This is a genomic window from Paraburkholderia aromaticivorans (assembly GCF_002278075.1).
In the GTDB taxonomy this organism is placed as follows: Bacteria; Pseudomonadota; Gammaproteobacteria; order Burkholderiales; family Burkholderiaceae; genus Paraburkholderia; species Paraburkholderia aromaticivorans.
This window is the reverse complement of the sequence record NZ_CP022989.1, coordinates 930,822-950,083: the sequence shown is the minus strand read 5'-3', so window position 1 is coordinate 950,083 and position 19,262 is coordinate 930,822. Positions and strand designations below refer to the sequence as shown.

The window sequence follows — 19,262 nt, the reverse complement described above, 5'->3', positions numbered from 1 at the left end:
GGGCGGGTGCTGGGCGGGCGTTGTGGCATTGGACCAACACGAAAAACGGCCCCGCTATCGGGGCCATATGTGAGCGCGGCGTAAGGTCGCCACTGTGTCGTGTAAGGCGCGGGAAGGCTTATTCGCTGACGTCGCCGTCCACGTAACGCCAGCGGCCGTCGTCACCGCGTACGAAGCGGCTCAGTTCGTGCAGCCGGTGCGCGCGGCCGTTCACCTTATAACGCGCGACGAATTCGACTGTGGCGTGGTGAGCGTCGGTTTCGGCGAACGCCTTGATCTGCAGTCCGAGCCAACGGGGCGCGTCGGCGGAAGCGGGATCCGCGTCGAGATCGGCGGGGCAGGTGTGCGGGGCCCAGGTGGCGCGCAAGTAGTCCGTTGCGCCGACAACATACGCGCTATAGCGCGAGCGCATCAGTTCAAGGGCTCGCGGGGCCGCTTCGCCGCCGTCGATATAGCGGCCACAGCATTGCGCGAAGCGGGGCGCCCTGGCGCCGCTGCGCTGCTCGGGCGCGGCGCCGCCGCAGGGACACTCGGAAGGTCGTTGTAACGGCAACAGTTGCTTATTCATCAGACTTTCAGCCAAGACCGCGCGCGATCAGGATTTTCTGGATGTCGCTGGTGCCTTCGTAGATCTGGCAGACGCGCACGTCGCGGTAAATCCGCTCGACCGGGAAGTCGCTCAGATAGCCGTAGCCGCCATGAATCTGTAAGGCGGCCGAACAGATGCGCTCGGCGGCTTCGGAGGCGAACAGTTTCGCCATCGCGGCTTCGGTGAGGCACGGCTGGCCGGCGTCTTTTAACGACGCGGCGTGCCAGATCAACTGGCGCGCCGCCTCGAGTTGCGTCGCCATGTCGGCGAGGCGGAATTGCACGGCCTGATGCGAAAAGAGCGGCGCACCGAAGCTCTCCCGTTCCTTCGCATAATTCAGCGCGGCCTCGAACGCGGCGCGCGCCATGCCGACGCTTTGCGCGGCGATACCGATGCGGCCGCCTTCGAGCCCCGACAGCGCGATCCGGTAGCCTTCGCCTTGCGCGCCGATCAGGTTCGCGGCCGGCACGCGGCAATCCTCGAAAATGATCTGCGCCGTATCCGACGAATGCTGGCCGAGTTTGTCTTCCACCCGTGCGACGACGTAACCCTTCGTATCCGTCGGCACGATGAACGCACTGATGCCGCGTTTGCCCGCGGCCTTGTCGGTCACGGCCATGACGATCGCAACATTGCCGTTCTTGCCGCTCGTGATGAACTGTTTGACGCCGTTCAGCACGTACGCATCGCCGTCGCGTGTCGCGGTGGTGCGCAGCGCGGAGGCGTCGGAACCGGCTTGCGGTTCGGTCAGGCAAAACGCGCCGAGCATTTCGCCGCGGGCGAGCGGCGTCAGCCAGTCGCGTTTTTGCGCGTCGTTGCCGTAGGTGAGCAGAATGCTGCACACGGGACAGTTGTTGACGGAGATGGCCGTCGACGTGCCGCCGTCGCCGGCCGCGATTTCTTCGAGAATCAACGCGAGCGCCAGCGCGTCCATGCCGGCGCCGCCATAGCTTTCCGGCACCAGCACGCCATACGCGCCGAGTTCCGCGAGTTGCCGGTGCACGTCCTTCGGAAAGGTGCGTTCGCGGTCCCATTCCGCCGCATGGGGCGTAACCGCTTCGCGCACGAATGTGCGCAGCGCGTCGCGCACCATCAGGTGATCCTGATCCAGTACCATCGGTGTGTCTCCTGTCGACCGGAGTTGGCGCTTCAGCGCATTGCTCCGGTCTCACGCAATTAGCTGCTCACCAGTCGAGTAGTCTGCCGTCGTACTGATAAAAGCGGCCGTTGAACGCCTCGTGCGCCGCCGCGGCCTGCGCGAGCACTTCCCGCATGCCGGCCACGCTGCGGGCGGGATCGATCGCCGCCTGGGCGCCGCCCATGTCGGTGCGCACCCAGCCCGGATGCAACGAAATGCACGCGGCGCGCTTTGCTTCCAGCGACGCGAGTTTCAGTACATCGTTGAGCGCCGCCTTGCTCGCGCGATACAGCCAGCCGGTCGTGCCGCTCGCATCGCCGATGCTGCCCATCTTGCTCGAAATCACCGCGAGTACGCCGCCCGCCTCTTCGACGAGCGGCAACAGGATCGGCATCAACTGCATCGGTCCACGCACATTGGTGTGCATGACGTGGTCGAAGTCTTCTGCTGTAATCGTCTCGATGCCTTCCGTGCGCGGGCCGTAAACCCCCGACACCACGATTGCCGCATCGAGCCGTTCACCGTCGAGCTTCCAGCCGAGCGCGGCGATTTCCTCGGGCACGCTCACGTCCAGCGAGAACGTCTGCGCGCCGAGTTCGCTCAACGCGTCGAGCGCGGCGCCGTCGCGCCCGGTGGCGAGCACGCGCCAGCCGCTCTTCTGATATTGCCGCACAAATTCCTGGCCGATGCCGCGCGACGCACCGACAATCAACACTGTCTTCATCGAACACCTCATGCCGTCAAAAGAGTGCGCCGCAAAACGCGCGTTACACCAGTTCGATACCCATGGCCGTGGCTTCGCCGCCGCCGATGCACAGCGTCGCGACGCCGCGCTTGCCGCCGCGTTGCTTCAGCGCGCCGATCAGCGTGACGAGAATCCGCGCGCCCGACGCGCCGATCGGATGACCGAGCGCACAGGCGCCGCCGTTCACGTTGACCTTTTCGTGCGGCAACTGATGTTCCTTCATGGCCGCCATCGTCACGACGGCGAATGCTTCGTTGACCTCGTACAGATCAACCTCGTCGGCGCGCCAGCCGTTCTTCTCGAACAGCTTGCGAATCGCCCCGACCGGCGCGGTGGTGAACTTCGCCGGTTCCTGCGCGAAGGTCGAGTGGCCGACCACGCGCGCGATCGGCTGAACGCCCAGACGCTTTGCGGTCGACTCGCGCATCATGACGAGCGCGGCCGCGCCGTCGGAAATCGACGACGAATTCGCCGCCGTCACCGTGCCGGTTTTGCTGAACGCGGGTTTGAGCGTCGCAATCTTGTCGATGTTTGCCTTGAACGGCTGTTCGTCGTGATCGACGGTGACTTCGCCCTTTCGGCTCTGCACCTTCACCGGCGCGATTTCCCAGGCGAACGAACCGTCTTCGTTCGCACGCTTCGCACGGTTGAGGGACTCGACGGCGAACGCGTCCTGCGCTTCGCGCGTGAAGTCGAACGAGGCCGCGCATTCTTCGGCAAAGGTGCCCATCAGGCGGCCTTTTTCGTAGGCATCTTCGAGACCGTCGTAGAACATGTGGTCGATTACCTGGCCGTGGCCCATGCGCATGCCGGCCCGCGCTTTGGGCAGCAGATACGGCGCGTTCGTCATGCTTTCCATGCCGCCCGCGACGATCACGTCGACGGAGCCCGCGGCGAGCATGTCGTGCGCGAACATCGCCGCGCGCATGCCGGAGCCGCACATCTTGTTCACCGTGGTGCTGCCGGTGGCGAGCGGCAAGCCGGCGCCGAGCGCGGCCTGGCGCGCGGGCGCCTGGCCGAGACCTGCGGGCAGCACGCAGCCCATTACCACTTCGTCGATCTGTTCAGGCTTGAGGCCCGCGCGTTGCACGGCCGCCGCGATCGCCACCGAGCCTAGTTGCGGCGCGGTCAACGTGGCGAAGTCGCCCTGGAAGGCCGCCATCGGCGTGCGGGCCACGCCCACGATGACGATCGGATCAGTCCTGGTCCCGCTCATGCTCGTCTCACTCATGCTCGTCTCACTCATGTTTAAGCTCCTTGATGACGCCTGCGACGATGGCCGGCACGTCGCCGAGCTGCGCCGCATCGGCGGCCACCACGTCGTTGTCTGCGTTGTGTGCGCGGCCGGCCGACACGGCCGCCACGCACTTCTGATAGGTCGCGTCGAGCGCGGCCGGTTCGCTGATCGTCATGCCGAGGTTGCGCACCTTGCCGTCATGCACGCCGTAGGCCCAGCCGTGCACCGTCAACGCCTGGCCACGCGCCCATGCGTCGTTGACGATGGTGGTGCGGCATACGTTCACCACCTGCTCGATCGCGTTCAGTTCGACGAGGCGCCGATGACGGGCCTCACCGATCGGCCATTCCTCGATCAGCGCCGCGTGCTTGGTACGCACGTCCTGCACGTGATGCAGCCAGTTGTCCGCGAGACCCACGCGGCGGCCGTGCAGCGCCGCGCCGACACCCGAGCAGCCGTAGTGGCCGACCACCATGATGTGCTTGACCTTCAGCAGATCGACGGCGAACTGGATCACCGAGAGACAGTTCAGATCGGAATGCACCACCACGTTGGCGATGTTTCTGTGCACGAACACTTCGCCCGGCGGCAGGCCGATGATCTGGTTCGCCGGCACGCGCGAATCGGAGCAGCCGATCCACAGATACTCGGGCGTCTGCTGATGGGCGAGACGCGAGAAGTACTCGGGGTCTTCGGACAGCTTGCGGGCGACCCATGCTTCGTTGTTGTCGAACAGATGCGAGAGCGGATTGTCAGGCGTGGAAGCGTTTGTGTTCATGGTGCGTCTTGGCGGTTGCTCGACCGGTTGACCGGTCGATGTCGTTACATAAGGTTCGAACGAGGCACTCAATACTGCGCTGCGCGCGGCGCATGAGCGTCACGCCACCCGCGCGCTGCGTTCGTCTGCCGGCGTGTCCGCAGCGCGGTTGGCGGCATCCGCAAAGCGTTCCGGGTAGCGCATGCAGAAGCGCACGTTGTCGTCGTACGGGAAAAAGTCGGGCAGTTCGCCTTTCAATAGATGGTCCTTGTGCCGTTGCCACAGCGCGGGATCGAAGAAGTCCGCGTGATGCTGCATGAAGGAGCGGCGCACGCGTGGGTCGCCGAGCAGAAACGTGCCGTACGTCTCCGGGAAAATGTCGTGCGGCCCGACCGAGTACCACGGCTCGCCCGACATTTCGTCTTCCTCGTTACGTGGCGCCGGCACCGCGCGCACGTTGCAGTCGGTCAGATATTCGATTTCATCGTAGTCGTAGAACACGACGCGGCCATGGCGCGTCACGCCGAAGTTTTTGTACAGCATGTCGCCGGGGAAGATGTTCGCCTGCATCAGTTCCTTGATGGCCTTGCCGTATTCCTTGATGCCGTGCTCGATGTCCTCGTCGTTGCCGTTCTGCAGGAACAGATTGAGCGGCACCATGCGGCGTTCGATATACATATGGCGAATCACGAGGCTATCGCCGTCGTATTCGATCTGCGACGGCACTTCCTTTTCGAGCTCACGCACCAGCGCTTCGTCGAGCCGCGAAATGGGCAGCGCGACGCTCGAATATTCGAGCGTGTCGGCCATGCGGCCCAAACGGTCGTGCCGTTTGACCAGTTGATACTTTTCCTTGATCTGCGCGCGCGTGGTTTCCTTGGGCGGCGGGAAGCTGTCTTTGATCAGCTTGAACACGTACGGAAACGACGGCAGCGTGAACACCAGCATCACGAGCCCCTTGATGCCGGGCGCGATGATGAACTGGTCGCTCGAATGCGACAGATGATGCAGCAGGTCGCGATAGAACAGATTCTTGCCCTGCTTCTGCAAACCCACGGACGTATAGATCTCCGCTTTCGGTTTGCCCTGCATGATGGTGCCGAGAAATTCGACATAAGCGGACGGCACTTCCATATCCACCAGAAAGTACGAATGCGAGAAGCTGAAGATGATCAGCAACTGGTCGCGCTTGAGCAGCACCGTGTCGAGCGCGAGCACGCCCGGCTCAACATGACGCACCGGCACGGCGAACGGCAGCAGCAGATCGCCGTTGATGATCCGTCCGACGATATACGCCGACTTGTTGCGGTAGAACAGCGACGAGAGCACGTGAATCTGGAAATTGGGCGCTTCGTCGAACACGCCGAACGCGTCCTGGATAGCCTGCATCACGCAGCCGACGTCGCGTGTCAGGTCCTCGAACGGCGGCTCCAGCTGGAAGTTCGTGACGATACGTTCGAGCGTCGCCGCGAGGCCATCCTTGCCGGGATAATACGCACGGTACGTGGGCTTCGCGGCCGGCTCGTCATTCTCGATGTATTCGGTCGAGATGGCCGGGCGCACGAAAATGAAATCGTTGTTGAAGTACGAGCGGTGCAGGATCTTGCAGCACACCGAATTGAAAAACGTCTCCGCGCATTCGGGTTGCCGGTGCGTGGTCAACAGGCCGATGTAGTGCAGCTTGATCTGCTGCCACACTTCGTCGTCGATATTCTCCGCGTCGTATTCGTCTTCGAGCACTTCGACGCATTCCTCGACGCGCTCGTCGTACGAGGTGATGCGATCGCGCGCGAGCTTCTGCAGACCGTGCCAGTCGGCCTGTTCAAAGAGCGTCTTGGCGTGGATCGCTGCGTCGCGAAAGATCCGGTAATGCCGGTCGAACCCTTCGAGCATGGTCTGTGCGACGTCAAAGCCGATTTGCGACGACAGCAGTTTGGGGAAGTGATTCATGTCGACCGTGCATCCGTCTCATGTCGTGAAGACACCCGGGATTGTATCGTCCGGGTGGGCCCGCGACGCATCTCGCCGCCGTGGTTCATGCCGGCTTGGCTTCGCGCGAGCCGGTCGCGAGCAGCGCGCGCGCCTGCGCTTCGTATTGCGCGAGGTCTTCGAGCGTCGCATTGAGGTCTTCCAGTTGACGCGCCAGCACTTCCTGATGACGCGCCACCGTGGCGAGAAACGCGTGCAGTTGCGGCACCGTGTCGGTCGGCGACTCGTACACGTCCAGCAGATCGCGAATCTCCGACAACGTGAAGCCGAGCCGCTTGCCGCGCAACGTGAGCTTGAGCCGCGTTCGGTCGCGGCCGGAATAGACGCGCCGCAAGCCGCTCGATCCTTCCCGGCTCGGCGAGAGTAAACCCTGATCTTCGTAGAAGCGGATCGCGCGCGGCGTGACGTCGAATTCCCGCGCGAGCTCGGTGATCGTGTATTGCGTGTTCATCGGGGCATTCCGTGGTCAGGCAGAAAATCGGATTGAACGATAGAATCAACGTTTACGTTATCGTCAACTTGAGCCGAACGCAACCAGGCGCTGTACGGCCGCAGTACGGCACCAGCACGCCGCAACCACACCATCCGGCATCGCGCATCTCGCCATGCCGGACGGCCGACGGAGGAAGACACCCACGATGAATGCACTCGAACACCAACTCGACTACCCGTTCAACGACGCGTTGCCGGACGCGGGCCACGCGATGGAAGTCGCGCGAGGCGTGTTCTGGCTGCGCATGCCGTTGCCGTTCGCGCTGGATCACATCAACCTGTGGCTGCTGCGTGACGAGATCGACGGCCAGCAGGGCTGGACGGTGGTGGACTGCGGCATCGCCTCGGACGCGATCAAGGAGAACTGGGAGAAGGTGTTCGACTCGGTGCTCGACGGCCTGCCGGTGCTACGGGTGATCGTCACGCACTGCCATCCCGATCACATCGGTCTTGCGCACTGGATTTGCGCGGGCGGCGACAAACAGCGCTGGGACGTGCGGTTGTGGACTACGCTCGGCGAATACATGCAGGCCCGCGTGATGGCGGCCGGCGACGGTTCGAACGCGGGCGGCGAGGGCGCGGCGCGGCACTTCGCGCGGCACGGCGTGAGCGACGAGGAATCGCTCGAGAAGCTGCGCAATCGCAAGAGCTATTACTCAAGCCTCGTGCCGGCGATTCCGGGCCAGTATCGCCGCTTGCGGGAAGCGGACGGCGTGAAGATCGGCGGCAGGACGTGGCGCGTGGTGACCGGCTTCGGCCATTCGCCGGAACACTGCGCGTTGTTCTGCGAAGAGACCGGCGTATTGATTTCGGGTGACATGGTGCTGCCGCGCATTTCGACCAATGTCTCGGTGTTCGATATGGAGCCGGAAGGCTCACCGCTCGCGCTGTATCTGGAGTCGCTCGGCCGTTACGAGACGATGCCGGAAGATACGCTCGTGCTGCCGTCGCATGGCAAGCCGTTTCGCGGTGTGCGCACGCGGATCCGGCAACTGCGCGAGCATCATGACGCGCGTCTGGCGGAAGTGCGCGAGGCATGCGCGGAGAAACCGCAGAGCGCCGCGGATATCGTGCCGCTCATGTTCAAGCGCCAGCTCGACATCCATCAAATGACGTTTGCGATGGGCGAAGCTTTGGCGCACTTGCATCTGCTGTGGCTGGCGGGCGAGCTGACACGTAAGCAGGATGCGGATGGGGTGATTCGGTTTTCGCCGGCGTGATCGCGGTGGTGATTAGATAAAAAAGCCCGGTGCTTTCGCAGCCGGGCTTTTTTTTGCGGTGTCAGACGTAGAAGCGACTACTGCACCGACGCCGTCCCAAAGTTCTGCCGTCCAAACGGACTCACGTGATAACCGCTCACATTCGTGCGCGTGATCGCAGCGGCGGTCGGATAACCGAGCGGAATCCACAGCGCCTGATCGTGAATGACCTGCTGCGCCTGCTCATACGCTTTCGCGCGCCTGGATTGATCCGGCGTTGCCTTGCCGTCGGCAATCAGCTTGTCCAGATCCTGATCGCAGAAACGCGCGAAGTTGATGCCCGACTTGACCGCGTTGCAGCTGAACAGCGGCGACAGGTAGTTGTCCGGATCGCCGTTGTCGCCGGCCCAGCCCATGAAGAGCGAGTCATGCTGGCCTTGCTTGGCCTCCTTGATCAACTCGCCCCATTCGATCACCTTCACCTCGGCCTTCACGCCGATCTTCGCGAAGTCGGCTTGCAGCAGTTCCGCGCCGGCCTTCGGATTCGGGTTCAGCACGCTGCCGTTCGGACGTACCCAGATCGTCGTTTCGAAGCCGTTCGGATAGCCCGCGTCGGCGAGCAGTTTCTTCGCCTTTGCCGGGTCGTACGGCCATGCTTTCACGGACTTGTTGTAGCTCCACGTGTTCGGCGGATACGGGTTCACGGCCGGCGTCGCCGTGTTGTCGAACACGGTCTTCAGGTACGTGGTGCGGTCGAATGCCATGTTCAGCGCGGCGCGCACCTTCTGGTTGTCGAGCGGCTTTTTCTGTGTGTTCAACGCGACGAACGCCGTCATGAACGCGGGCGTCTGCACGATCGCGAGCGACTTGTCGCTCTTCGCGTCGGCGAGATCCTGCGGCTTCGGCGACAACGCGATCTGGCATTCGCCGGTTTTCACCTTCTGCGCCCGCACCGTGGCGTCCGGCGTGATCGCATAGATCAGGCGGTCGATCTTCGGCTTCGGACCCCAGTAGGCCGGGTTCACGTCGTAGCGGATCACCGCGTCTTTCGTATAGCTCTTCAGTTCGAACGGACCGGTGCCGATCGGCTTCGAATTCAGATCGGCCTGCTTGCCGGCCTTGAGCAACTGATCGGCGTATTCAGCCGAATAGATCGACGCGAACCCCATGGTCAGGATCGACACGAAGGTTGCGTCGGGCGCGTTCAGTTCGAACTTGACGGTGTTCTCGTCGACCTTGCTGATGGATTTGATGAGCTTGGGCAGGCCCATGGACTGCGCATGCGGGAAGCCGCTCGCGCCCGCCACCTTGTGCCACGGATTGCTGTCGTCGAGCATGCGGTCGAACGTGAAGACCACGTCGTCGGCGTTGAGCGGGCGGGTGGGCTTGAAGTAGTCGGTGCTCTGGAATTGCACGTTCGGGCGCAGATGGAACGTGTAGGTGAGGCCGTCGGCGCTCACGTCCCACTTGTCGGCCAGCGCCGGCACCACTTTCTTCGCGGCCTCGTCGTAGGAGACCAGCGAATTGAAGATCACGTCGGCCGATGCGTTGGTCGTGACGAGCGAATTGAACTGCACGACATCGAAGCCGTCGGGGCTCGACTCGGTACAGACGGTCAGCGGTTTGGCGAGCACGAGCGCGGGCGCCGTGAACAGTACGGCGGCTGCGAGCAGTTTGAAGCGCATAGGATCTCCCATAACAAGCGCAGTCAGGCAGTGCGTCTGGTTGTGTGGTTATGTTCCGTTGACGAGGGACGAGCGGCCATGAGGCGTAGCCGCCTTCTTCATTGTGATACGTTTCCGGCGCTGGCGCATGGGTGGGACAATGCCGGCTGCGCGCGCGTCGGCCTTCGCGAAAGCTTATCGAAGGGTCGTTGCGCCGACAACAACATAATCCGCATATTTATATGGAAGGGTGGGCCTGCGCCGCGTCGCGCCGCGGCGCCCGCACTCATGCCGCCCCGGCGCGCCGCAGCAGATAAGCGATGCCTTCGATCGCGCGCACGCCGTACCACGACACCATTTCCCCGTCGATCAACTCGATGCGCTTGCCGGCTAGCCGCGAATCGCGCTTCAGCGCGTCGCAATGGACCTGCGTGAAGCGGTACGGCTCACTGGAGAGCAGGATGCGGTCGACCTGGGCGAGCCACGGCGCGGTGTCGAACTCGAGCATCGGGTAACGTGCGGCGCCTGCCGCTCCGCCTTGCACGTCAGGCAGCGTGTGCCAGTTCACGAGTCGCAGCATCGCGGAGATATAAGTGTCGCGCGCCACGGTCATCCACGGTTCGCGCCAGATCAGATACAGCACGCTTTGCGGACTGAACGCGTGCGCCGCCGCTTCGTGCAGGCGGGCTTCGAGCGTTTCGCACAGACGCTGCGCTTCCTGCGCCCGATCGAAGATCGCGCCCAGCAGCGTGTACAGCGCCAGATTGTCCTGCGGCGTTCGCGGATGCGTCACGACGATGTGTGGCACGAATGTGCGCAATTGCTCGACGGTATCGTGCTCGTTTTCGTCGATATTGACGATCAGATGAGTGGGGCGCAACGCACGAATGGCGGCGAGATTCACGGCTTTGGTGCCGCCGACCTTGCGGACCTCACGCACCTTGTCTCGGGGATGCACGCAAAAGCCGGTGCGGCCGACGATCCGCCGGTCCAGACCAAGGGCGAAAAGCAGTTCGGTGATGCTCGGCACCAGCGAGACGATGCGTGCCGCGGCGCCTGCCGGTTCGTGCGCGACGCCGGCTGCATCGACCGCACGGGTGTGCATGGCTTACTCGGTTTCCGCGGCGGCGCGCGGCTTGCGCGGCGCGCGTTCGAACGCGCGGTCGTACAGCCAGCGCGGCAGCACGTGCAGCAGCATGGCCACGATGCGCATCTGCCAGGGGAACACCGCGAACGCCGTTCGACGCTCGATGGCCTTTGCCACCTTCGCGGCGAAACGGTCGGCGTCCATCAGGAACGGCATGGTGTACGGGTTGTGCTCGGTCATGGGCGTGCGGATGTAGCCGGGCGCGATGGTGACCACACCGACGCCGCACGGCCGCATCTCGACGCGCAACGCTTCGAGATACTTCAGCGCCGCCGATTTCGACGCGCTGTACGCGCCGGAACCCGGCAAGCCGCGCACGCCGGCGACGCTGGCAATCCCCACCAGCGTGCCGTGTTTCGCGGCGACCATCGCGGCGGCGAACGGCTCGAAGGTGGCGACCATGCCGAAGTAATTGATATCCATCACTTCGCGGAAGGCGCGCAGATCGCCATGGCCGGTGACCGCGCCGCGGCTGATGCCGGCGTTGGCGATCACGACGTCCGGCAAGCCGTGCCGCGCGATGAATTGCGCAGCCGCCTCGGCGAGCGCTTCGGCGTCGCGCACGTCGACGGAATAGATGGAGACGGTGTTTTGCGGATGGGACTGCTGGAAAGCGGCGAGGGCGTCGCCGCGGCGGGCAACCAGGCCGAGAATCGCGCCGCGCCGCGCATATTCGGCGGCGAGCGCGAGGCCGATGCCACTCGAAGCGCCGGTAATGAAAACCTTCAACGGTGAACTCATTCCGGCGCCTCGGCGTTACATCTTCTTGGCGCGGACCTGCGCGACCAGGTAGTCCAGCACCTGGATCGTGCCCGGCAAGCTGTTGGTCGCGGCCGGGCCGGTTTCATACTTGCCCTGCACGGCCAGCGTCGGCACACCGTCGATCTTGTAGTCTTCCAGCAGCTTCTTGTCTTTCTGCAGCGCGCTTTGCGTCGAGAACGAGTTGTACGCGTCCATGTACTTCTTCGGATCGACGCCGTTCTTCGCGAGGAATTTGGCCTGATCTTCCGGCGTCAGCAGGTAGTTCTTGTTGACGTGGATTTCGTTGAAAACCTTCGGCGTGAGCTGCGTGGCGAGGCCGAGCGCGTCGAGCGCGTGATACATCCGGGAGTGCGGAATGAAGTCGTCGCGGAAGGCGACCGGCACGCGCTTGAATACCACGTCCGGACCCTGTTTCTTCACCCACGTTTCGAGATACGGGTTGAATTCGTTGCAGTGCGGGCAGCCGTACCAGAAGAATTCGGTGACTTCGATCTTGCCGGCGGGCACGTCGGTCGGCTGCGCCGTGGCCAGCACGGTGTAGTCCTTGCCCGATACCGGCGCGGCCGGCGATGCCTGCGCCGTGGCGGCAACGAGTCCCAGCGAGAGGAACAGAATGCTCAGCAGTTTTTTCATGTTGTGTTGACCCAAGTAGGCGTAAAGCGGTGGCGCCACGCAAAAGCCCGCCACCGTCTTCAAGATTCGGCGTCGGACGGTTTGAACCGTCCGTCGTGTTTGTGACACGCGCCGCGCGCCGATAGTTCGGCGGCGGCGCGTCCCGGCAAATCACCGTTTGTTTCTTGTTGGCTTATTGCTTCGTGAAGCGGATCACCGCGGTATCCACGCCCGCATCGGACAGACGCTGACGGCTCGAATTCATGTCTTCGAACTTCGAGAACGGCCCGATACGCACGCGGTAATACGTGACGCCGCCCGCATCGCGCTGCGTGACCTTCGATTCGAAGCCCTGGAAGGCGAGACGCGCGCGCTGCTGTTCGGCGTCCGCCGCGGTCTTGTAGGCGCCGACTTGCAGGAAGTAGCCCGTGTTCGCGTCGCCTGCCGCCGGCGCCGCGCCCGAACCGGGCTTGGCGTTGGCGGTGCTGGCGGACGAACTGCTCTTCGGCGCCGAACCCGCCGCGGTGGCGGCCGGCGCGCTGGAGGCTTGCGGCTTCTTCGCGGGCGTGGCGGCCGTGTTGTTGGCGTTATCCTGCGCGGGCTTCGGCGCGAGCGCCGTGCCGCTCGCGTTGCCGGCGTTGCCGTTGGCCGGCGGCACTTCGACGATCTGCGGCTCTTCCAGCATGCCCGACTGCGTTTGCGGGTTGGTCTGGCCAGGCGCGGTGTTCGGCGGCGCCGGCTGCGCGGCTTGCGGCACCGGCTGACCCGGCGTCTTGCCTTGCAGCGGACGGTTCGGATCGTACTGAGGCTGGCTCGCGCCGGCATCCGACGCCGCGGGCGGCGCCACCTTCGAGACGAATGGCGTGGGCGCACGGGTGATATACAGCGCCACCACTACCGCGATCGCAAGGCCAACGATCAGGCCCAGCACGATGCCGAGAAAAGTCCCCCCGGTTTGTTTCGATTGCTTCGTTGTGCGGCGTGGTTTTGCCATCGTATGAATCACCTGCAAAAAGAATCCTGGAACGGCCGTCGATTATAACGACGGCCGCATGCATGTTGCGCCGGAGGACTTACATCTTGACGGGAGCGGAGACGCCGATCGTCGCGAGACCGTTGGCCAGCACCTGACGCGTGGCCGCGAGCAGCGCCACGCGTGCATTGCGCTCGGCCGCATCGTCGACCAGCACGCGTTCGGCTTTGTCATTGTAGAACGAGTGGAATTCCCCGGCGAGGTCGCGCAGATAGAACGCGACCGCGTGCGGCGCGAGTTCATCGGCGGCGTGTTGCAGCATGTCCGGGAATTCGGCGAGCTTGTTCAGCAGGGCCATCGCACGTTCGCTCGTGAGCGGCGCGACGTCCACATCCGCCAGCGTGCTTTCGTCCGTGTTGTAGCGTGCCTTGCACTCGGCGATCACCGAGCAGATCCGCGCATGCGCGTACTGCACGTAATGCACCGGATTCTCGTCGTTCTGCTTCAGCGCGAGGTCGATGTCGAACACGAATTCTGTGTCCGCCTTGCGCGAGATCAGGAAGAAGCGCACGGCGTCGCGGCCGCGGCGGATCGTTTCCTCGTCGATCAGATCGACGGCGGCTTCCGAGCCCGGCGTGGCGCCGCCCGACCATTCGATCAGGTCACGCACCGTCACGTAGCTGCCGGCGCGCTTGGAGATTTTCACCTCTTCGCCGTTGCGCATGACCGTGACCATTTTGTGAAGGATGTAGTCGGGATAGCCCTTCGGAATGCCGATGCCGAGACCCTGCAGGCCGGCGCGCACCCGCGCGATCGTGCCGTGGTGGTCCGAGCCCTGAATGTTGATCACCTTGGTGAAGCCGCGCTCCCACTTGGCGACGTGATAGGCGACGTCCGGCACGAAATACGTGTAGGTGCCGTCGGTCTTGCGCATCACGCGGTCTTTGTCGTCGCCGTCGTCCGTGGTGCGCAGCCACAGCGCGCCTTCCTGCTCGTAGGTCTTGCCGGCGGCGATCAGTGCCTCGACGGTCTTCTCGACGCGGCCTTCCTTGTACAGCGACGATTCCAGGTAGTACTGGTCGAACTTCACGCCGAACGCCTGCAAGTCCATGTCCTGCTCGCGGCGCAGATACGCCACGGCGAAGCGGCGGATCGCTTCGAGGTCTTCCACGTCACGCGCGCCGGTGACCGGCTCGCCGTCGCTCGCGGCCACGGTTGCGCCGTCCAGATAGTCTTTCGCGATGTCGGCAATGTACTCGCCGTTGTACGCCGAAGCAGGCCAGCCTTCGTCGCCGGGGGCGAGGCCGCGGGCGCGCGCCTGGGTGGACAGGGCGAGCGTCTGGATCTGCACGCCCGCGTCGTTGTAATAGAACTCGCGGTGCACGTCCCAGCCCTGGCTAGCCAGCACGTTCGAGAGCGCGTCGCCGAGCGCGGCCTGGCGGCCGTGGCCGACGTGCAGCGGGCCGGTCGGGTTGGCCGAGACGAATTCGATCAGCACATGCTTGCCTGCGTCGCGTGCCGAGCGGCCGAAGCGCTCCTGTTCAGCGAACACGGCGGCGATCACCGCCTGTTTGGCAGCGGCCGCGAGGCGCAGGTTGATGAACCCGGGGCCCGCCACTTCGGCGGCTTCGATCAGGCCTTTGGCCTGCGGCTGCGCGAGCAGCGCGTCGACGATCTGTTGCGCGAGCTGGCGCGGATTGGCGCGCAGCGGCTTGGCGAGTTGCATCGCCACGTTGCAGGCGACGTCGCCGTGCGCGGCGACTTTAGGACGCTCCAGCGTGATGGTGGGCGACACGAACGCAGCTTCGGTCGCGCCTTGCGAGGCAAGCGCGACCTGCTTCACCGTGTCGGCGAGCAGTGTTTCGAGGGTATGTTTATGTGCAGGCAGCATGCTTGTTGCGAGTCCAGTGAGGCAATCCGGTGATGCGGAAGAGGCGCCGGCCGCGCAGCAGGCGCAACCGGTTCGTCAGAAGCGTGGAAAGCGGCGTGCACCCGCCGCGGCGCATAAGGCGCAATGACTGCGGCATCAGGCACGTTGCCTGCAACGCGTTAAGCGCGGTGCGCGGCGGCCTGCCGTGGCATTGGCTGCCGCGGCTCGCAGCGGTGAGGCGAGTCGCGGCCAACCGCCCCAGCCACGCCACTTTTGCTTTGCCGCGTGCGGCGCATTGCGGCACGCTTTTCCGTCCAGACGGATTTTAGCAGGTGCTAATATGTTCAATGAGATGCCCAGCAAGGGCCGTGGCCGCCACGCCTGATCGGCGAGCCAACGTAACGCGCGCCGGCGGTTGCCTGTGAGCCGCCTCCGCGCCAATCCAACATAACGAAAAAGGGAACAGTCATGCTGATTACTTTCAAATGCCACGCCTGCCCGGACGTGATGATGCTGGAAAATCTCGCACAGTATCTGGTCGGGATCATCGGCAAGCGGCTGGGTGAGCGCGGCGTCATCACTCACGACGAACTGGGCGTGGCCATCGAGAAACTCGAAGCAGCTATTTCCGTCGACAAACAGGAACGTGCCGAGCACGACGGTCATTTCCACGAGGGCGAAGACGGTCACGAACATCACGAGATCCCGCCCGGCCTCGCACAGCGTGCATATCCGTTCCTCGACATGCTGCGCGCGGCGCGCAAGGAAAACGCGGATATCGTCTGGGGCCTCTGATCCCGCGCGGCTTTGCCGGACGCGGCGCTCGATAGAGCCGCGGCGTGCGGCGGCGCGAACCCCGGCGCACCAATGACAAAGAGCCCGCTCGTGCGGGCTCTTTGTCGTTCGGAGATCCGAACCGGCCGGTGCTGCCGTGCTGCTTACTGGCTGGCGGCGTCCGCCGGCGCGGCCGCGGGAGCTGACGCACCTTTCTTCGCTTTGGCTTTCTTCGGTTTCTTGACGTGTTTCACCGTGGGCGGCGAATACGAACTGACCGAACTGGAGCCGCCGGGCGCGGCGGTCTGGGCCAGCGCAGCCGAGGCGCCCAAGGCAAGCGAAACAGCGGTCAACAACAGCGTCAGCTTCTTCATACTATTTTCTCCGTTGACGATTGCAATTAATGAGCCGACGCGTTTTCGCCGCGTCTGGCGGGGTCAAGCCGCCTCAGTCTACAAAGCCGAAAATTACGTTGCCGCAAATATTCAGTCTTTCATGCCCGATATAGTGGGTTTCCCGCCACGCCACGCCACGCCGCTCGGCGCTTACAGCAAAGGCGCCAAGGCGCGTTCCGCATCCGCCTTCGACAGCGACATGCGCTTTGCGTAGTCCTCCAGCTGGTCCTGGCCGATCTTGCCGACCGAGAAATAAGTGCTGTCCGGATGCGCCAGATAGAAGCCTGAGACGCTCGCCGCCGGCAGCATGGCCAGTGATTCGGTCACGCTCATGCCGATTTCGGTGGCGTTCAGCACGTTGAACATGTCGCGCTTCACCAGGTGATCCGGGCAAGCCGGATAGCCGGGCGCCGGGCGAATGCCACGGTACTTTTCCGCGATCAGGTCGTCGTTGGCGAGGGTTTCGTCATTCGCGTAGCCCCACAGGTCGCGCCGCACGCGTGCATGCAGCGCTTCGGCGAAGGCTTCGGCGAAACGGTCGGCGAGCGCCTTCAGCATGATCGCGCTGTAGTCGTCGTGGTCCTTTTCGAACTGCTTTTCCTTCACGTCGACGCCCAGACCCGCCGTCACCGCGAACATGCCGATGTAGTCGGCCACGCCCGATTCCTTCGGCGCGATGAAGTCGGCGAGCGACCGGTTCGGCCGCATCACGCCGTCCACTACCGGACGCACGCTTTGCTGGCGCAGATTGCGCCAGGTGAGCGCGACTTCCGAGCGCGATTCGTCCGTGTAGATTTCGATGTCGTCGTCGTTCACCGTGTTGGCGGGCAGCAGCGCGATCACGCCGTTCGCCTGCAGCCAGCGGCCCTGGATCAGACGCGCGAGCATCGACTTGCCGTCCGAGAACACGCGCCGCGCCGATTCGCCGACGATCTCGTCGTTCAGAATGGCCGGATACGGACCCGCCAGGTCCCACGTCTGGAAGAACGGACCCCAGTCGATATAGTTGGCCAGTTCAGCCAGATCGAAGTTCTTGAACACGCGGCGGCCGATGAACTTCGGCTTGACCGGCTGATAGCTCGCCCAGTCGATCCTGGTCTTGTTGGCGCGGGCTTCGGCCAGCGTGACCATGGGCTGTGCTTTCTTGTTGGCGTGCTGATCGCGGATCCGGTCGTAGTCGGACTTGAGTTCGTCGAGGTACCTGGCGGCGCCTTCGTCGGACAGCAGGCTCGACGCCACGGACACCGAGCGCGACGCGTCCGGCACATAGACCACCGGCCCTTCGTAATGCGGCGCGATCTTCACGGCAGTGTGCACGCGCGAGGTGGTGGCGCCGCCGATCAGGAGCGGAATCTTCTTGATGCGGAAGTAGTCGTCGCGCTGCATTTCCGACGCGACGTAGGCCATCTCTTCGAGGCTCGGCGTGATCAGCCCGGAGAGACCGATGATGTCGGCGCCTTCGACCTTCGCCTTGGCGAGAATGTCGTTGCACGGGACCATCACGCCCATGTTGACCACTTCGAAGTTATTGCACTGAAGCACCACCGAGACGATGTTCTTGCCGATATCGTGCACGTCGCCCTTCACCGTGGCGATGACGATCTTGCCCTTCGCGCGCACGTCGGCGCCGGCTTCGGCGAGCTGTTTCTTTTCTTCTTCGATGTACGGAATCAGATGCGCGACGGCCTGCTTCATCACGCGCGCCGACTTCACCACCTGCGGCAGGAACATCTTGCCCTGACCGAACAGGTCGCCGACGATATTCATGCCGTCCATCAACGGGCCTTCGATCACGTTGATCGGACGGCCGCCTTCGGCGGCGATCTTCGCGCGGACTTCCTCGGTGTCTTCGACAATGAAATTGGTGATGCCGTGCACGAGCGCGTGCGACAAACGTTTCTCGACCGGCTGATTGCGCCACTCGAGGTTCTCTTCTTTCTTCGCGGCGCCGGTCTTGAACTTGTCGGCGATTTCGAGCAGCCGGTCGGTGCCGTCTTCACGGCGGTTCAACACGACGTCTTCGACCCGTTCGCGCAACTCCGGATCGAGCTCGGCATACACGCCGAGCTGGCCCGCGTTGACGATGCCCATATCCATGCCCGCCTGGATCGCGTGGTACAGGAACACGGTGTGGATCGCTTCGCGCACCGGGTCGTTGCCGCGGAACGAGAACGACACGTTCGACACGCCGCCGCTCACCTTCGCGTACGGCAGGTTCTGCTTGATCCAGCGCGTCGCGTTGATGAAGTCGACCGCATAGTTGTTGTGCTCCTCGATGCCGGTCGCGATCGCGAAGATGTTCGGATCGAAGATGATGTCTTCCGGCGGAAAGCCGACTTCGTTCACGAGGAAGTCATACGAGCGTTTGCAGATCTGCGTCTTGCGCTCGAAGGTGTCGGCCTGGCCTTGTTCGTCGAAGGCCATCACCACGGCGGCCGCGCCGTAGCGGCGAATCAGGTTGGCGTGATGGCGGAACGCGTCTTCGCCTTCCTTCAGCGAGATCGAGTTGACGATCGCCTTGCCTTGCACGCACTTCAGGCCCGCTTCGATCACTTCCCATTTCGACGAGTCGATCATGATCGGCACGCGCGCGATATCCGGTTCCGATGCGATCAGATTCATGAAGCGCACCATCGCCGCTTTCGAATCGAGCATCGCCTCGTCCATGTTGACGTCGATGATCTGCGCGCCGTTTTCGACCTGCTGGCGTGCAACCGCGATCGCGTCGTCGAACTGGTCGTTCAGGATCATTCGCGCAAACGCCTTCGAGCCGGTCACGTTGGTGCGTTCACCCACGTTGATGAAGAGCGTCCCGGACGTGACGTTGAACGGCTCGAGGCCGGCAAGGCGCAAGGTGTGATCGGTCATGGCGTATGTGCTCGATTGCTGCGATTAAGTGCGTCGTGTTCGATGGCGGAA

The 19,262-nt window shown here is 63.7% G+C and carries 17 protein-coding genes; 2 read left to right on the top strand and 15 right to left on the bottom strand.

The genetic code is table 11. The features are described 5' to 3' along the window. Window positions 1-118: 118 nt before the first annotated feature. The 7 genes from CJU94_RS04260 to CJU94_RS04230 all read right to left on the bottom strand — a co-directional run bounded on the left by CJU94_RS04260 (window position 119) and on the right by CJU94_RS04230 (window position 6,906). Window positions 119-568: a YchJ family protein gene (locus CJU94_RS04260; RefSeq protein ID WP_095417653.1), complete on the bottom strand. Its 450-nt coding sequence runs from the start codon at window positions 566-568 to the stop codon at window positions 119-121. 7 nt (window positions 569-575) lie between these two features. Then, window positions 576-1,706: an acyl-CoA dehydrogenase family protein gene (locus CJU94_RS04255; protein ID WP_095417652.1), complete on the bottom strand. Its 1,131-nt coding sequence runs from the start codon at window positions 1,704-1,706 to the stop codon at window positions 576-578. Between the two features lie 67 nt (window positions 1,707-1,773). Continuing rightward, window positions 1,774-2,451, bottom strand: coding sequence for an SDR family oxidoreductase (locus CJU94_RS04250; RefSeq protein ID WP_095417651.1), 678 nt, complete (start codon window positions 2,449-2,451; stop codon window positions 1,774-1,776). A gap of 43 nt (window positions 2,452-2,494) precedes the next feature. Next, window positions 2,495-3,703, bottom strand: a complete 1,209-nt coding sequence (locus CJU94_RS04245) for an acetyl-CoA C-acetyltransferase (protein WP_095420215.1) — start codon at window positions 3,701-3,703, stop codon at window positions 2,495-2,497. Between the two features lie 7 nt (window positions 3,704-3,710). Next, window positions 3,711-4,487: a carbonate dehydratase gene (gene can / locus CJU94_RS04240; RefSeq protein WP_095417650.1), complete on the bottom strand. Its 777-nt coding sequence runs from the start codon at window positions 4,485-4,487 to the stop codon at window positions 3,711-3,713. Between the two features lie 99 nt (window positions 4,488-4,586). Continuing rightward, the gene (gene aceK / locus CJU94_RS04235; RefSeq protein ID WP_095417649.1) at window positions 4,587-6,416 is read right to left on the bottom strand and encodes a bifunctional isocitrate dehydrogenase kinase/phosphatase; all 1,830 of its coding nucleotides are present in this window, start codon (window positions 6,414-6,416) and stop codon (window positions 4,587-4,589) included. 85 nt (window positions 6,417-6,501) lie between these two features. Continuing rightward, window positions 6,502-6,906 carry a MerR family transcriptional regulator gene (locus CJU94_RS04230; RefSeq protein WP_095417648.1) on the bottom strand — a complete coding sequence of 135 codons (405 nt, stop codon included), beginning with the start codon at window positions 6,904-6,906 and terminating at the stop codon, window positions 6,502-6,504. A gap of 187 nt (window positions 6,907-7,093) precedes the next feature. Here CJU94_RS04230 and CJU94_RS04225 point away from each other — a divergent pair, with 187 nt between their 5' ends. After that, window positions 7,094-8,167, top strand: coding sequence for an MBL fold metallo-hydrolase (locus CJU94_RS04225; protein WP_167397515.1), 1,074 nt, complete (start codon window positions 7,094-7,096; stop codon window positions 8,165-8,167). 77 nt (window positions 8,168-8,244) lie between these two features. Here the strand turns inward: CJU94_RS04225 and CJU94_RS04220 are convergent, their stop codons facing one another. From CJU94_RS04220 to argS, 6 genes are all read right to left on the bottom strand, one after another. After that, window positions 8,245-9,831, bottom strand: coding sequence for an ABC transporter substrate-binding protein (locus tag CJU94_RS04220; RefSeq protein ID WP_095417646.1), 1,587 nt, complete (start codon window positions 9,829-9,831; stop codon window positions 8,245-8,247). A gap of 265 nt (window positions 9,832-10,096) precedes the next feature. Continuing rightward, window positions 10,097-10,915 (bottom strand): cobalamin-binding protein, encoded by an 819-nt coding sequence (locus CJU94_RS04215; RefSeq protein ID WP_095417645.1) that lies wholly within the window; start codon window positions 10,913-10,915, stop codon window positions 10,097-10,099. A 3-nt stretch (window positions 10,916-10,918) separates the two neighbouring features. Further along, complete coding sequence (locus CJU94_RS04210; protein WP_095417644.1) at window positions 10,919-11,698, bottom strand: SDR family oxidoreductase; 780 nt, start codon at window positions 11,696-11,698, stop codon at window positions 10,919-10,921. Between the two features lie 15 nt (window positions 11,699-11,713). Continuing rightward, complete coding sequence (locus CJU94_RS04205; protein ID WP_095420214.1) at window positions 11,714-12,352, bottom strand: thiol:disulfide interchange protein DsbA/DsbL; 639 nt, start codon at window positions 12,350-12,352, stop codon at window positions 11,714-11,716. A gap of 172 nt (window positions 12,353-12,524) precedes the next feature. Beyond that, window positions 12,525-13,343 (bottom strand): SPOR domain-containing protein, encoded by an 819-nt coding sequence (locus CJU94_RS04200; protein WP_095417643.1) that lies wholly within the window; start codon window positions 13,341-13,343, stop codon window positions 12,525-12,527. Window positions 13,344-13,404: 61 nt separating this feature from the next. Beyond that, the gene (gene argS / locus CJU94_RS04195) at window positions 13,405-15,195 is read right to left on the bottom strand and encodes an arginine--tRNA ligase (protein WP_095417642.1); all 1,791 of its coding nucleotides are present in this window, start codon (window positions 15,193-15,195) and stop codon (window positions 13,405-13,407) included. Between the two features lie 447 nt (window positions 15,196-15,642). On the opposite strand from argS, the gene CJU94_RS04190 reads away from it, so the two are divergent. Beyond that, window positions 15,643-15,969 carry a DUF1840 domain-containing protein gene (locus CJU94_RS04190; protein ID WP_095417641.1) on the top strand — a complete coding sequence of 109 codons (327 nt, stop codon included), beginning with the start codon at window positions 15,643-15,645 and terminating at the stop codon, window positions 15,967-15,969. A gap of 143 nt (window positions 15,970-16,112) precedes the next feature. On the opposite strand, the gene CJU94_RS41695 is transcribed toward CJU94_RS04190, so the two are convergent. Next, window positions 16,113-16,322, bottom strand: coding sequence for an acid-shock protein (locus CJU94_RS41695; protein WP_095417640.1), 210 nt, complete (start codon window positions 16,320-16,322; stop codon window positions 16,113-16,115). Between the two features lie 171 nt (window positions 16,323-16,493). Then, complete coding sequence (gene metH, locus CJU94_RS04180; RefSeq protein WP_167397514.1) at window positions 16,494-19,211, bottom strand: methionine synthase; 2,718 nt, start codon at window positions 19,209-19,211, stop codon at window positions 16,494-16,496. Window positions 19,212-19,262: the final 51 nt, after the last annotated feature.

Coding starts and splice junctions, on each gene's coding strand:
- CJU94_RS04205 (WP_095420214.1), bottom strand. CDS start 12,352: ATGAAAAAACTGCTGAGCATTCTGTTCCTCTCGCTGGGACTCGTTGCC.
- CJU94_RS04245 (WP_095420215.1), bottom strand. CDS start 3,703: ATGAGTGAGACGAGCATGAGCGGGACCAGGACTGATCCGATCGTCATC.
- metH (WP_167397514.1), bottom strand. CDS start 19,211: ATGACCGATCACACCTTGCGCCTTGCCGGCCTCGAGCCGTTCAACGTC.
- CJU94_RS04190 (WP_095417641.1), top strand. CDS start 15,643: ATGCTGATTACTTTCAAATGCCACGCCTGCCCGGACGTGATGATGCTG.
- CJU94_RS04255 (WP_095417652.1), bottom strand. CDS start 1,706: ATGGTACTGGATCAGGATCACCTGATGGTGCGCGACGCGCTGCGCACA.
- aceK (WP_095417649.1), bottom strand. CDS start 6,416: ATGAATCACTTCCCCAAACTGCTGTCGTCGCAAATCGGCTTTGACGTC.
- argS (WP_095417642.1), bottom strand. CDS start 15,195: ATGCTGCCTGCACATAAACATACCCTCGAAACACTGCTCGCCGACACG.
- CJU94_RS04215 (WP_095417645.1), bottom strand. CDS start 10,915: ATGCACACCCGTGCGGTCGATGCAGCCGGCGTCGCGCACGAACCGGCA.
- CJU94_RS04230 (WP_095417648.1), bottom strand. CDS start 6,906: ATGAACACGCAATACACGATCACCGAGCTCGCGCGGGAATTCGACGTC.
- can (WP_095417650.1), bottom strand. CDS start 4,487: ATGAACACAAACGCTTCCACGCCTGACAATCCGCTCTCGCATCTGTTC.
- CJU94_RS04260 (WP_095417653.1), bottom strand. CDS start 568: ATGAATAAGCAACTGTTGCCGTTACAACGACCTTCCGAGTGTCCCTGC.
- CJU94_RS04220 (WP_095417646.1), bottom strand. CDS start 9,831: ATGCGCTTCAAACTGCTCGCAGCCGCCGTACTGTTCACGGCGCCCGCG.
- CJU94_RS04225 (WP_167397515.1), top strand. CDS start 7,094: ATGAATGCACTCGAACACCAACTCGACTACCCGTTCAACGACGCGTTG.
- CJU94_RS41695 (WP_095417640.1), bottom strand. CDS start 16,322: ATGAAGAAGCTGACGCTGTTGTTGACCGCTGTTTCGCTTGCCTTGGGC.
- CJU94_RS04210 (WP_095417644.1), bottom strand. CDS start 11,698: ATGAGTTCACCGTTGAAGGTTTTCATTACCGGCGCTTCGAGTGGCATC.
- CJU94_RS04250 (WP_095417651.1), bottom strand. CDS start 2,451: ATGAAGACAGTGTTGATTGTCGGTGCGTCGCGCGGCATCGGCCAGGAA.